12 protein-coding genes are annotated in these 13,797 nt (G+C 73.3%); 9 read left to right on the plus strand and 3 right to left on the minus strand.

The features are described from left to right. Positions 1-151: 151 nt before the first annotated feature. Positions 152-1,930: a beta-N-acetylhexosaminidase gene (locus O7604_RS16420; protein ID WP_281579972.1), complete on the minus strand. Its 1,779-nt coding sequence runs from the start codon at positions 1,928-1,930 to the stop codon at positions 152-154. 518 nt (positions 1,931-2,448) lie between these two features. On the opposite strand from O7604_RS16420, the gene ppdK reads away from it, so the two are divergent. The 9 genes from ppdK to O7604_RS16465 all read left to right on the plus strand — a co-directional run bounded on the left by ppdK (position 2,449) and on the right by O7604_RS16465 (position 12,398). Further along, on the plus strand, positions 2,449-5,157 hold the full coding sequence (gene ppdK, locus O7604_RS16425; protein ID WP_281577034.1) for a pyruvate, phosphate dikinase: 2,709 nt from the start codon (positions 2,449-2,451) through the stop codon (positions 5,155-5,157). Positions 5,158-5,273: 116 nt separating this feature from the next. Beyond that, positions 5,274-5,639 carry a VOC family protein gene (locus O7604_RS16430; RefSeq protein WP_135241555.1) on the plus strand — a complete coding sequence of 122 codons (366 nt, stop codon included), beginning with the start codon at positions 5,274-5,276 and terminating at the stop codon, positions 5,637-5,639. Next, positions 5,626-6,861, plus strand: a complete 1,236-nt coding sequence (locus tag O7604_RS16435) for a deoxyguanosinetriphosphate triphosphohydrolase (protein ID WP_281577035.1) — start codon at positions 5,626-5,628, stop codon at positions 6,859-6,861. Before O7604_RS16430 ends, O7604_RS16435 begins: the two co-directional genes overlap by 14 nt. 39 nt (positions 6,862-6,900) lie before the next feature. Continuing rightward, complete coding sequence (locus O7604_RS16440; RefSeq protein WP_281577036.1) at positions 6,901-7,737, plus strand: siderophore-interacting protein; 837 nt, start codon at positions 6,901-6,903, stop codon at positions 7,735-7,737. A gap of 71 nt (positions 7,738-7,808) precedes the next feature. Further along, positions 7,809-8,783 carry an ABC transporter ATP-binding protein gene (locus O7604_RS16445; RefSeq protein WP_281577037.1) on the plus strand — a complete coding sequence of 325 codons (975 nt, stop codon included), beginning with the start codon at positions 7,809-7,811 and terminating at the stop codon, positions 8,781-8,783. Further along, complete coding sequence (locus tag O7604_RS16450) at positions 8,780-9,631, plus strand: ABC transporter permease (protein ID WP_269704620.1); 852 nt, start codon at positions 8,780-8,782, stop codon at positions 9,629-9,631. Before O7604_RS16445 ends, O7604_RS16450 begins: the two co-directional genes overlap by 4 nt. A 10-nt stretch (positions 9,632-9,641) precedes the next feature. Next, positions 9,642-9,887 (plus strand): helix-turn-helix transcriptional regulator, encoded by a 246-nt coding sequence (locus tag O7604_RS16455; protein WP_018787373.1) that lies wholly within the window; start codon positions 9,642-9,644, stop codon positions 9,885-9,887. A 73-nt stretch (positions 9,888-9,960) separates the two neighbouring features. Next, positions 9,961-11,856 carry a DNA primase gene (gene dnaG, locus O7604_RS16460; protein ID WP_269704621.1) on the plus strand — a complete coding sequence of 632 codons (1,896 nt, stop codon included), beginning with the start codon at positions 9,961-9,963 and terminating at the stop codon, positions 11,854-11,856. After that, entirely contained in the window at positions 11,856-12,398 is a 543-nt protein-coding gene (locus tag O7604_RS16465) for a hypothetical protein (RefSeq protein ID WP_269704622.1), read from the plus strand. Before dnaG ends, O7604_RS16465 begins: the two co-directional genes overlap by 1 nt. A 29-nt stretch (positions 12,399-12,427) precedes the next feature. Here the strand turns inward: O7604_RS16465 and O7604_RS16470 are convergent, their stop codons facing one another. Continuing rightward, a complete protein-coding gene (locus tag O7604_RS16470; protein WP_269704623.1) occupies positions 12,428-12,985 on the minus strand; it encodes a TetR/AcrR family transcriptional regulator in 558 nt (185 codons plus the stop codon). After that, a complete protein-coding gene (locus O7604_RS16475) occupies positions 12,982-13,773 on the minus strand; it encodes an ABC transporter permease (protein ID WP_269704624.1) in 792 nt (263 codons plus the stop codon). Before O7604_RS16475 ends, O7604_RS16470 begins: the two co-directional genes overlap by 4 nt. Positions 13,774-13,797 lie beyond the last annotated feature (24 nt).

Genomic DNA, 13,797 nt, shown 5'->3' on the forward strand with positions numbered 1-13,797 from the left:
CGGTCGATCATGAAGTCGGCGGCGGAATGTGTCCGGATTGTCGCCGTCAACTTCATGATCGACGCGGGTCGGCGGGTCGGCGGGTCGGCGGGTCTGCGGGTCGGCGCTCGGCGGGGTCGGCGGGCCACGCCGGGCGGCGCGGCCGTGCGGGTCAGGGGGTCGTGGGGATGGGGGTGGGCTGGGTGGGGATCTGGGCTGCGGTGGGGGGCCAGGGGATGTCGGGGGAGGGGTGGAAGGTGATGCCGGCGGTGGCCCAGCGCGGGCCGTGGCCGGCGAGCCGGCTGCGGAACCGGGACCAGTCGTGCGTCTCGCGCGGTGACCAGCCCAGCTCGGCGACGGCGGGCAGGCGCGGGAAGAGCATGAACTCGATCTCGGCCACCGTGGTGACCGACTCGGTCCACAGCGGCGCCTCCACGCCCAGCACGGCCTCGGCCGGTACGGCCCGCACGTGAGTGGCCGGGTCCCACTCGTACGCCCGGCGGACGTCGATCAGGCCCGCCCAGTCGTGTCCGATCGGGGTGTCCGGGGCGTACTTCATGTCCAGGTACGCGTGGTTGCCGGGGGAGAGGATGAGCCGGGCGCCCCGGCGTACCGCGTCGGCGGTCTCCGGGTCGTCGCCGTTCGTGCCCCACCACTGCAGGACGCGCCCGTCGACGTGTTCGGCCGGGGCGAGCTGGTGCCAGCCGACGACGGTCTTGCCGGTGGCGGCGACCAGGCGCTGGGCCCGCGCCACGAACGCGCGGTAGCTGTCGGCCGGCACCTTGAACGCCTCGTCGCCGCCCAGGTGCAGCCACGGTCCGGGCGTCAGCGCGGCCACCTCACCGACGACGTCCGCGACGAAGGCGTACGTCCGCTCGTCGGCGGGGTCGACGTAGCTGAACCCGACCTCGGTGCCGGTGTACGGCGGCGGCGCGACCTTGCCGGGCGCCAGTTCGGGGTACGCGACCAGCGCCGCGTTGGTGTGGCCCGGCAGGTCGATCTCGGGCACCACCGTGACGTGTCGGCGGGCGGCGTACGTGACGATGCGGCGGTAGTCGTCGCGGGTGTACCAGCCGCCGGGGCCGCCGCCGACAGCTGTCGCCCCGCCGACCTCGGCGAGCCGGGGCCAGGAGTCGACGGCGATCCGCCAGCCCTGGTCGTCGGTGAGGTGCAGGTGCAGGTGGTTGAGCTTGTAGCGGGCCAGGTGATCGATCACCCGCAGCACGTCCCCGACCGGGAAGAAGTGGCGGGCGACGTCGAGCATGGCGCCCCGGTAGGGGAAGCGGGGCCGGTCGACGATCGTGCCGCCGGGCACCGCCCAGCGCACCGCGACAGCGGTCGGGTTCTCGATCGGCGCGGGTAGCAGCTGCCGCAGCGTCTGCGCGCCGTGGAACAGGCCGGCCGGGGTGGCCGCGGTGATCCGGACGCCGTCGGCGGTCACGTCGAGGCGGTAGCCCTCGTCCCCGAGCCCGGCGTCGTCCGGCGCAGCGGTGCGGGCCGTCGGGCCGGACGGCTCACCGCCCGCGACGTCCGCCGCCGCCCGGCCCGTGGACGCCGGCCCGCTCGCGACCGCGCTCGTGTCCGCCGCGGACAGCGGGAACGTCAGCAGGTCGCCCTCGCTGTCCGCCGGGGACAGCGTGAGCGTCAGCGGGTCGCCCTCGGGGGTGTCGGCGACCGGGAGCGGGAAGCCGGTGGCCGGGCGCAGCCAGCCGGCGAGCTGTTCGGCCACGTCCCGCCCGGCGGGGCTGACCCGCAGTACCGCGTCGGCGTTCAGCGTGAAGTCGCCGGCCGGGTCGGGGCGTACCTGTTCGGGCGCCGGCACCACGTCGCCGAGCCGGACCGGCGCCGGTCCGGCGAGCGCCCCGGCGGCCCGGCCCGCGGCGACCCGGGCCAGCTCGGCGGGGGACGTCGCCACACCCGGCAGGCCGTCGGCGGGCGTCACACCCGGCAGGCCGTCGGCGGGCGTCGTCGCAGTGGGCAGACCGGCGGAGGAGGGCGCCGCCGCATCGGGCAGGCCGGCGGAGGGCGACGCCGCGGCGGCCGGGGTGAGCGCGCCGGGCGAGGCCGCCTCCGAGAGCGTCGGGTCACCGGACGGGCTGGTGGGACGGGTGTCGGTCGGCTCCGGCCCGGTCTGCGGGGCGGCGGGGTTGGTCGGCACGGCGACGGCTCCGAGGGGTGTATTCGCGCGGGATATGGCAAAGGTCAGGTTCCGCGAGATGCAGTGACGTCAAGAGTACGAGGAGAAATGGAATTGCGTGATCGTGCTCGTGGAAGCGTTCCCAAAAACCCGTACGAACGCGGATTGTGGTGACCGTTGTGCCGAAAGTCACCGAACGCTCCCAGGTTTCTCCAAACTCGCCTAGCCTTCGCCCCACCGACGCTGACGAGCCGGGATTGCCGGTGGTCACTACCGGGGTATGTCCGAACTGAACCTTCGTTAAGTGTCAATGGCGCGCGTGGGAGGCTCTGGTGGCAGCGCACGATTCGGTCGAGCAGAAGTACGTCTACGACTTCGCCGAGGGCAACAAGGATCTCAAGGATCTGCTCGGCGGCAAGGGGGCCAACCTGGCCGAGATGACGAATCTCGGCCTGCCGGTTCCGCCCGGCTTCACGATCACCACGGAGGCCTGCAAGGCGTACCTCACGACCGGGCGCGAGCCGGACGGCCTGGCCGCGCAGATCGAGGCGCACCTGGAGTCGCTGGAACGCGAGATGGGCCGGCGCCTCGGCGACCCGGACGACCCGCTGCTGGTCTCGGTACGCTCCGGCGCCAAGTTCTCCATGCCGGGCATGATGGAGACCGTCCTCAACGTGGGTCTCAACGACCGCAGCGTGATCGGCCTGAGCAACCAGGCAGGTGGGAACGACAGGTTCGCCTGGGACTCCTACCGCCGGCTGATCCAGATGTTCGGCAAGACCGTGTGCGAGGTGCCGGGCGAGGAGTTCGAGCACGCGCTCGACGAGATCAAGAGCGCCAAGGGTACGCACAACGACCTCGACCTGGACGCCGACGACCTGCGCGGGCTGGTCGACGCGTACAAGAAGATCTTCGCCAAGCACACCGGCCGCGAGTTCCCGCAGGAGCCGCGCGAGCAGCTCGACCTCGCCATCCGCGCGGTCTTCGACTCGTGGAACGCGGAGCGGGCGATCCTCTACCGCCGGCAGGAGCGCATCCCGGCCGACCTGGGCACCGCCGTCAACGTGGTGACGATGGTCTTCGGCAACCTCGGCCCCGACTCCGGCACCGGCGTCGCGTTCACCCGCGACCCGGGCAGCGGGGCGCAGGGCATCTACGGCGACTACCTGGCGAACGCCCAGGGCGAGGACGTGGTGGCCGGCATCCGCAACACGGTGCCGCTGCAGGAGCTGGAGCAGCTCGACAAGACCTCCTACGACGAGCTGCTCGGCATCATGGCCCGGCTGGAGGAGCACTACAAGGACCTCTGCGACATCGAGTTCACCATCGAGCGCGGCAAGCTCTGGATGCTCCAGACCCGGGTCGGCAAGCGCACCGCCGCCGCCGCGTTCGTCATCGCCGGGCAGCTCGTCGACGAGGGCCTGATCGACCTGGACGAGGCGCTGCACCGGGTCAACGGCGCGCAGCTCGCCCAGCTGATGTTCCCGCGCTTCCAGCTCGACCACGAGTTCGAGGCGGTGGCCAAGGGCATCGGCGCCTCCCCGGGTGCCGCGTCCGGCAAGGTCGTCTTCACCTCGGCCCGGGCGGTCGAGCTGGCCGCCGAGGGGGAGTCGGTGATCCTGGTCCGCCGGGAGACCAACCCGGACGACCTCAACGGCATGATCGCCGCCAAGGGCATCCTCACCTCCCGGGGCGGCAAGACCAGCCACGCCGCAGTGGTTGCCCGCGGCATGGGCAAGACCTGCGTCTCCGGCGCCGACGAGCTGGACGTCAACGTGCCGGCGAAGAAGTTCACAGTCGGTGGGCACGTGGTGAACGAGGGCGACATCGTCTCGATTGACGGCACCACCGGAAAGGTCTACCTCGGCGAGGTGCCGGTCATGCCGTCCGAGGTGGTGCAGTACTTCGAGGGCGAACTCGACCCGGAGACCACCGACGACGCGCTGGTCCGCTCCGTACACCGGATCATGACGCACGCCGACGCCGCGCGGCGGCTGCGGGTCCGCACCAACGCCGACACCGGCGCGGACGCGGCCCGGGCGCGGCGCTTCGGCGCCGAGGGCATCGGCCTGTGCCGCACCGAGCACATGTTCCTCGGCGACCGGCGCGAGCTGGTCGAGCGGCTCATCCTGGCCTCCGGGGAACGGGAGCGGGAGGACGCGCTCGCCGCGCTGCTGCCGCTGCAGCGGGCCGACTTCGTCGAGATCTTCCGCGAGATGGACGGCCTGCCGGTCACCGTGCGGCTGATCGACCCGCCGCTGCACGAGTTCCTGCCCCCGCTGGAGCAGCTCGCGGTGAACGTCGCGGTGGCGCAGGAGCGCGGCGAGGACGTCGCCAAGGAGGAGGCGCTGCTCGCCGCCGTGCGGCGGATGCACGAGGAGAACCCGATGCTGGGCCTGCGCGGCGTCCGGCTCGGCCTGGTCATCCCCGGCCTGTTCGCCATGCAGGTCCGCGCGATCGCGGAGGCCGCCGTGGCGGTCGTCCGCGACGGCGGCACGGCCTGCCCGGAGATCATGGTGCCGCTGGTCGGGGCCGTGCAGGAGCTGGAGACGGTACGCGCCGAGGCCGAGCGGATCATCGCCGAGGTGGTCGGAGACAGCGGCGTCGAGGTGCTGATCGGCACGATGATCGAGGTGCCCCGGGCGGCGCTGACCGCCGGGCAGATCGCCGAGGCGGCCGAGTTCTTCTCCTTCGGCACCAACGACCTGACCCAGATGGGCTGGGGCTTCTCCCGCGACGACGTGGAGGGCGCGTTCTTCTGGCGGTACCTGGAGCTGGGCATCTTCGGCATCTCGCCGTTCGAGTCGATCGACACCGACGGCGTCGGCCGGCTGATCCGCATCGCCGCCGAGGAGGGCCGGGCGGCCCGCCCCGGCCTGAAGCTCGGCGTCTGCGGCGAGCACGGCGGCGACCCGGACTCGGTGCACTTCTTCCACGAAGTCGGGCTGGACTACGTCTCCTGCTCGCCGTTCCGGGTGCCGGTGGCGCGGCTGGAGGCTGGACGGGCGGCGATCACCACCACCGGCTCCGACTCCCGCTGACGAGGACGCGGGGCCGCCGGTGTTCATCGACGGCCCCGCGTACGCCCGGCGCGCCTTTCCGGCTTCCTCGGCGTAACCTGAGCTTCCGCCGCGTGTCGATCAGGAGGGGTGTCCACATGACCGCCGTCTGGGAGAACCTGGTAGTCGACGCCCGGGACCCGTCCCGGCTCGCCAGCTGGTGGGCGGAGGCGCTGGGCTATCAGGTGATCACCGACAAGCCGGACGAGGTGGAGATCCGCCGGACCCCCGACACGCTGCCCGGTCTCGTCTTCGTCCCGGTCGCCGGGCCGAAGGAGGGAAAGAACCGGCTGCACATCGACCTGCGCCCGGCCGACATGGAGGCCGAGGTGGAGCGCCTTGTCGACATGGGCGCCCGGCACGTCGACATCGGCCAGGGAGACGTGGAGTGGACGGTGCTCGCCGACCCGGAGGGCAACGAGTTCTGCGTGTTGCGCCAACGCGGCAACGGTGACCGGGGCTGACGACGCGGCGCGGCTGGTCGACGAGGCGCCCAAGGACACCGGGTACGGCCGCTCGCCGTTCGAGCGGGACCGCGCCCGCGTACTGCACTCGGCGGCGTTCCGCCGGCTCGCCGCGAAGACCCAGGTGCACACCGCCGGCACGAACGACTTCCTGCGTACCCGGCTGACCCACTCGCTGGAGGTCGCGCAGATCGCCCGCGAGATGGGCGCCCGGCTGGGCTGCGACCCCGACGTGGTGGACACCGCCGGACTGGCCCACGACCTGGGCCACCCGCCGTTCGGGCACAACGGTGAGTACGCGCTGGACGAGCTGGCGGCCACCTGCGGCGGGTTCGAGGGCAACGCGCAGACACTGCGGGTGCTCACCCGGCTGGAGGCGAAGGTGCTCACCCCGGACGGGCGTTCGGCCGGGTTGAACCTGACTCGGGCCGCGCTGGACGCGGTGAGCAAGTACCCGTGGCCGCGCCGCCCCGGCGAGCGCAAGTTCGGCGTGTACGCCGACGACCGCCTGGTCTTCGACTGGCTGCGTGAGGGCGCCCCGCCCGGCGAGCGCCGTTGCCTGGAGGCCCAGGTGATGGACTGGGCCGACGACGTGGCGTACTCGGTGCACGACGTCGAGGACGGCATCCACGGCGGGTACGTGGACCTGCGCCCGCTGCTGGCCGACCCGGACGAGCGGCGGGCGCTCTGCGCCGACGTGGCCGCCACGTACTCCGGCGAGGCGCCGGAGGACCTGGGCGAGGTGCTGGCCGACCTGCTCGCCGATCCGGTGCTCGCCCCGCTGGCCGCGTACGACGGCAGCCACCGTGCCCTCGCCGCGTTGAAGACCACCACGAGTGTGCTCACCGGCCGGTTCGTCTCCCGCGTGGTGGACGCCACGCAGCAGCGCCACGGTCCCGGTCCGCACCGCCGCTACGCCGCCGACCTGGTGGTGCCGCGCCGGATCCGGGCGCAGTGTGCGCTGCTCAAGGGCATCGCGCTGCGGTACGTGATGCGCCGCCCCGGTGCCGAGGACCGCTACGCGCGGCAGCGCGACGTCCTGGCCGGGCTGGTCGCGGCGCTGCTGGACCGGGCGCCCGACGCGCTCGACCCGGTGTTCGCGCCGCTGTGGCGGGAGGCGGCGGACGACGCCGGGCGGCTGCGCGTGGTGGTCGACCAGGTCGCCTCGCTCACCGATCCGGCCGCGCTGGCCTGGCATGCCCGTCTGGTGTCGCCGAGCTGACCGGATCACCCCGCCGGAGCTTAGGCTAGCCTAAGCAGTATGACGGATCGCCCGAAGAAGCTCACCGCCGCCACGGTCGTCCGGACCACGCGGCCCACCCCGCACCTGATCCGCCTCGTGCTGGGGGGTCCGGAGCTGGCCGGGCTGCCGGTGGGCGCGTACACCGACCACTACGTCAAGTTCGTCTTCCCGCCGGCCGGGGTGACCTACCCGCACCCGGTGGACCTGGCGACGATCAAGCGGGAGTTCCCGGCGGAGCAGTGGCCGCGCCTGCGCGCGTACACGGTCAGGGCCTGGGACGCCGCGGCCGGTGAGATGACAGTGGACGTGGTGCACCACGGCGACGAGGGTCTGGCCGGGCCGTGGGCGGCGGCGCTGCGTCCCGGCGACCGGGTGTTGTTCACCGGGCCGGGCGGCGCGTACGCGCCGGACCCGGACGCCGACTGGCATCTGCTGGCGGGTGACGAGAGCGCGCTGCCGGCCATCGCCGCCGCCCTGGAACGGCTGCCGGCGGGCGCGCGGGCGAAGGTGTACGTCGAGGTCGGCAGCCCGGCCGACGAGCTGCCCCTGGCCGGCGCGGGCGAGATCGAGGTGCGCTGGCTGCACCGCGACGGACGCCCGTTCGGTGAGCCGCTGGTCGAGGCGGTCCGGGCGCTGGAGTTCCCGCCCGGCCGGGTGCACGCGTTCGTGCACGGCGAGGCCGGCGCGATGAAGGAGCTGCGGCGGCTGCTGCGCGTCGAGCGCGGCGTGCCCCGGGGTGACCTGTCCATCTCCGGCTACTGGCGGCAGGGCCTGGACGACGAGGGCTGGCGGTCCACCAAGCCGGCCTGGAACGCCGCCGTGGAGGCCGAGGAGGCCGCCGCCGTCCCGGCCTGATGGCTCCGATCGCACGTCCTGCGGTGAGCGGGTGTACCCCGGAATGTAGTAGGGGTGCTACATTCCGAGGTATGACTGCGGTCGAACTCCCCGGGGCCGTCGCGTCCCCCCGACCTCCCGACGAGGACCTCGTCCTCGACGTGCGGGATCTGCGCATGCGCTACGGCGCCGTCGACGTGCTCCACGGCGTCGACCTGACCGCCCGGCGGGGCGAGGTGGTGGCGTTGCTCGGGCCCAACGGCGCCGGCAAGACCACCACCATCGAGATCCTCGAAGGCTTCCGGCTGCCCTCGGCCGGCACAGTGCGGGTGCTCGGCACCGACCCGGCGCGCGGTGACGAGCGGTGGCGGGCGCGGCTGGGCGTGGTGCTCCAGTCCTGGCGCGACCACGGCAAGTGGCGGGTACGGGAACTGCTCGCCCACCTCGGCGACTTCTACGCGCCGTACGCCACCGACCGGATCCCGCGCCCGTGGCCGGTCGACGAGTTGCTGGAGACGGTGGGCCTGACCGCGCACGCCGGCAGCCGGGTGTCCCGGCTCTCCGGTGGACAGCGCCGCCGGCTCGACGTCGCGGTCGGCATCGTCGGCCGCCCGGAGCTGCTGTTCCTGGACGAGCCGACGGTCGGCTTCGACCCTGCCGCCCGGCGCGAGTTCCACGAGCTGGTGCACCGCCTGGCCGACCTGGACGAGACCACGATCGTGCTGACCACGCACGACCTGGCCGAGGCGGAGAAGCTGGCCGACCGCATCCTCATCCTGGCCGGCGGCCGGATCATCGCCGAGGGGTCGCCCGACCAGCTCGCCCGGCGCGTCGCGGGGGACGCCGAGGTGCGCTGGACCCGGGACGGCGAGCGGTACGTGCACGCCACCGCCGACGCCACCGCCTTCCTGCGCGACCTGCTCCGCGAGCACGGCGACGGGGTGCGGGAGCTGGAGGTGCGCCGGGCCAGCCTGGAGGACGCGTACCTGGCGCTGGTGCACGAGGAGGAGACCGGCATCCGTACCGGCCGGGCCGAGCGGGTGTGGCAGCAGGAGGCGAACCGATGAACCCGACCACCAACGCGCTCCGGGCCGGGCTGCGGCGCGGCGCGATCGAGCTGCGCGCCACGTTCACCAACGGCCAGGATCTCTGGACCTACTTCTTCCCCACAGTGGTGCTGCTGGTCGCCGTGTTCTGGATGCGCGGCTCGACCGTGCCCGGCACCGACTTCTCGCTCGGCGCCCGCACGCTGCCCAGCGCGCTCGGCATGGGCCTGCTCTTCGGCGGCCTGCTCGGGCTGGCCAACCAGCTCGTCATCGACCGGGAGGACGGTACGCTGCTGCGCGCCAAGGCCATCCCGGACGGCATGCTCGGCTACCTGGTCGGCAAGATCGTGCTGGTCTCGGCGGTCGCACTGATCGGCGTGGTCATCCAGCTCACGCCCGGGCTGTTCTTCCTGGACGGGCTGCGGCTCGGCGACCCCGGCGCCTGGCTCACGCTGGCCTGGGTGGTGCCGCTCGGGCTGGTGGCGACGCTGCCGCTGGGCGCGGTGATCGGCTCGCTGATCGAGAACCCGCGCAACATGGGCCTGGTGGTGATGCCGATCTTCGGCCTGATCGCGCTGTCCGGCATCTTCTATCCGATCAACGGCCTGCCCGGCTGGCTCCAGGGCGTCGCCCAGGTCTTCCCGCTCTACTGGCTAGGCTTGGGCATGCGCTCGGCGCTGCTCCCGGGCGACCTGGCAGCAGTCGAACTCGGCGGCTCCTGGCGGCACCTGGAGACGGTCGGCGTGCTCGGCGCCTGGGCGGTGCTCGGGCTCGTGCTGGCCCCGGTGGTGCTGCGCCGGATGGCCCGCCGGGAGTCCGGCTCGCGGGTCGCGGCCCGGCGGGAGCGGGCCATGCAGCGGGTCGGATGAGAGGGCGTCGATGAGCGAGACCGTGCACAACCGCATCGCGGTGCTGCGCGCCGAACGGGGCATCTCCCGCCGGCAACTGGCCGACGCGCTCGGTGTGCACTACCAGACCGTCGGTTACCTGGAGCGCGGCGAGTTCCGGCCCAGCCTGCACCTGGCGCTGCGCATCGCCGCGTACTTCGAGGTGCCGGTCGAGGTGGTCTTCTCGATCGAGCCGTTCCCGCGCATCGGCGACCCCGCGACGGCCCGCTCGGCCTGAGCCGGCGGGGGCGGGCGTGGCCGGCCACACGCCCGTCCCCCCGGCCGCCGCAACGGCGGTCCGGCAGGGCAGGATGTACGCCGAGGGGGTGGCGGTCATGGCGGGGCGGATCCGGGACGAGGACATCGCGCTGGTCCGCGAGCGCACCGCCATCGCGGACGTCATCTCCGAGGTGGTGACGCTCAAGTCGGCCGGCGGCGGCAACCTCAAGGGGCTGTGCCCGTTCCACGACGAGAAGAGCCCGTCGTTCAACGTCTCGCCCGCCCGCAACGTGTTCTACTGCTTCGGCTGCGGGGTCGGCGGCGACGCGATCAAGTTCCTGATGGACGCGGAGCACCTCAGCTTCGTCGAGTCGGTCGAGCGGCTGGCCGCCCGCGCCGGCATCCAGTTGCGCTACGTCGAGGACGACAGGTCCGCGCCGCGTGCCCGCCCGCAGCAGGGGCAGCGGCAGCGCCTGGTGGCCGCGCACGCCGCCGCCGTCGAGTTCTACCGCGCCCAGCTCAGCACCGCCGGCGCCCGCCCGGCCCGCGAGTTCCTCGCCGGGCGCGGCTTCGACCGGGCCGCCGCCGAGCGGTACGGCTGCGGCTTCGCCCCCGACGGGTGGGACCTGCTCACCAAGCACCTGCGCCAGCAGGGCTTCACCCACGACGAGCTGGTCACCGCCGGCCTGTCCCGCCCGGCCCGCTCCGGTTCGCTGATCGACCGGTTCCGCCGCCGCCTGATGTGGCCGATCCGGGACATCACCGGCGACGTGATCGGCTTCGGCGCCCGCAAGCTCTTCGACGACGACGACGGCCCCAAATACCTGAACACCCCCGAGACGCCGATCTACAAGAAGTCGCACGTGCTCTACGGCATCGACCAGGCCAAGCGGGAGATCGCCAAGCAGGGCAAGGTGGTGGTGGTCGAGGGCTACACCGACGTGATGGCCTGCCACCTGGCCGACGTGCCGACGGCGGTGGCGACCTGCGGCACGGCGTTCGGCGGCGACCACATCTCGGTGCTGCGCCGGGTGCTGTTCGACAGCGACGAACGGGCCGGCGAGATCATCTTCACCTTCGACGGCGACGCGGCCGGTCAGAAGGCCGCGCTGCGCGCGTTCGAGGACGACCAACGCTTCGTCGGGCGTACCTTCATCGCGGTCAGCCCCGACAACATGGACCCGTGCGAGCTGCGGCTGGCCAAGGGCGACCTGGCCGTACGCGACCTGGTGGCCCGCCGCGAGCCGCTGGTCGACTTCGCCCTCCGGCACGTGATCAGCCGGTTCGACCTGGACACCGTCGACGGCCGGGTCGAGGCCATGCGCCGCGCCGCGCCTCTCGTGGCGAAGATCAAGGACCGGGAGAAGCGCCCGGAGTACGTCCGCAAGCTCGCCGGTGACCTCGGCATGGAGATCGAGCCGGTGCAGCGCGCGGTGCTCGGCGCGGCGAACGGGCAACCCGCGCCCGGTGCTCCCGCCGCACCCGCGCGCCCCGGCCGGCCCGCGCCCAGCGTGGACAGCCCTCGGTCCATGGTGGAGCGGGAGGCGCTGAAGCTGGCGTTGCAGGAGCCGGTCCTGGCCGGCCCGATGTTCGACGCGGTCGAGGTGACCGACTACCAGCACCCGGTGCACGTCTCGGTACGCGCCGCGGTGGCCGCGGCCGGCGGCGCGTCCGCCGCCACCGGCGGCGCGGTCTGGATCGAGCGGGTCCGCGACGCGTGCGACGACCTGGCCGGGCAGGCGCTGATCGGTGAGCTGGCGGTGGAGCCGCTGCGCATCGACGGCGAGCCGGACCCGAGGTACGTCTCGATCACCATGGCGCGGCTGCAGTGGAGTTCGGTCACCGGCCGCATCCGTGACCTGAAGTCGAAGATCCAGCGGATCAACCCGGTGAGCAACAAGGACGAGTACTTCGCCCTGTTCGGGGAACTGCTCTCGCTGGAACAGCACGCACGGGCACTGCGCGAGCAGGCCGCCGGAGGTTTGTGATGGGTCTGTTCAACCGCCGGCCGAAACTCCCGTCGGCCGACCGGCCGCCGCTGGCCGCCGACGAGCGGGTGCTCGCCTGGGCCGCCGCCGGCACCGGCGAGGGCGGCAACGACGGCGTGCTGGTCGCCAGCAACCGCGGGCTCTGGCTGCCCGGCCGGGTGGACCGCCTCGGCTGGCACGACATCCTCAAGGCGGTCTGGTCCGGCCGGGAACTCACTGTCACGCCGGCCGAGCCGGTCGCCGAGCGCGACGGCTACCTGGTGGTCGCGGACGGCCTCCCCGGGACGTACCTGCTCGTCGACCCGGGTGACCTGCCGCACCAGGTCCGGGCCCGGGTCACCGGCTCGGTGGCGTACACCTCGCACCACGAGGTGCCCGGCGGCTCCGGCCGGATCGCGGCCCGGCGGGTGCCCGGGGTCGACGGTCTGACCTGGACGGTCCGCTACGACCCGGGGACGCCGGCCGACGACGAGGCGGTGACCGACGAGACCGCCCGGCTGGTCGCGGCGGCGCGGGCCGCCACCGCCCCCGCCGACGCCTGAGGCCGCGCCACGCCCGGAGTCACACGGGGTCAGGCACGTGGGCGGGCGCCGTCGAGGAAGAGCGCGACGACCCGGGCGGGTCCGGTCTCGTCGGTGAGGTCGGCCGCGCGGGCCAGGTGCAGGAACGCGTTCATCAGGAACTCCGGTTCGCCGGTGACGGCGCCCTCGGCCCGGGCGTCGGCGAAGAACCGGGTCACCGGCGCCAGCATCAGGGCGACGTAGAGGCCCGAGACGTGCTCGCTGGTCTCGGCGGAGACGAGCGGCAGGGTGTCGTAGATGCGCTGCTCGAACGTGACCGCGTCGCCGTGCTGACCGGCGGCGACGGTGGCGAGCGCGAGCAGCCGCTGCGGCACGTCGCCGGGGCCGGCCAGCGCCGCCGCGATCCGACCACCGACGTCCCGGATGTACCGTTCCGCCACCGCGATGTAGAGATCCTCCTTCCCGCCGGGGAAGTGGTGGTAGATGGACGGCTTCTGGATGCCGACGCTGCGGCCCACGCCGACCAGGGAGATGCCCTGGTAGCCGGTCGCGCGGAGCTGCTCGGCGAAGGCGTCCATGATCTGGGTGCGGGTGTCGGCTGGGCTCATCGGTTCTTCCTCGCGTGGTGGAGGGCGAGGGCGCAGGCCGCGGTCCCGGCGACGGCGAGGGTGACGATCGCCGCGACGCCGATCGGGGCCGCGGTGAGCGCCGCGTCGCCGCCGAGCTGGCGGGCGGTGTCGACGATATAGGTGAGCGGGTTGGCGACGGCGATCACCCGCATCCAGCCGGCGAGTTCGTCGACCGGCGCGAACACGCCGGTGAAGAACGACAGGCCGAACACGACGAGCGTGACCAGGTTGGTGGCCGACGCCGAGCCCGACCGGAGCGCGAGCGCCATGCTCAGCAGCGCGACGCCGAGGCCCAGGGCCAGCATCAGCAGCAGCATCCCGGCGACGCCGGACCAGCTCGCCGGCCGGTAGCCGATCGCGGTGGCCCCGGCCACTGTGACCGCCATCTGGAGGACGACGGCGATCAGCGCGGCGACGGCCGGGCCGACGAGGAACGGTGTCGTGGTGCCGTGGGCGAGCCGGAGGCGGTCGAGGTATCCGCTGGTGAGGTCGCCCAGCACCAGCGTGCCGGCGGCGCCCGCGCCGGTGGCGACGCCGGTGAGCAGGATCAGCGGCAGCAGGAACGCGATGAAGCTCGTCCCGTCCAGGTAGGTGCTGCCGACGGAGTCGAGCTGCCCGGCGTAGACGAGCAGGAAGAACAGGGACTGGGCGACCGGGGCGACCAGCAGCGCGGGCGTCCGGAGCACGGCGCGCGTGGAGCGTCTGATCGCCGCGAGGACGACGGGGGCCGGTGAGCGGCGGGGCGGGGTGACTGCGAGCGGGAGCACGGATCCGGGCCTTTCGGGGTGCGG

Source organism: Micromonospora sp. WMMA1947 (assembly GCF_027497355.1).
GTDB lineage: Bacteria > Actinomycetota > Actinomycetes > Mycobacteriales > Micromonosporaceae > Micromonospora.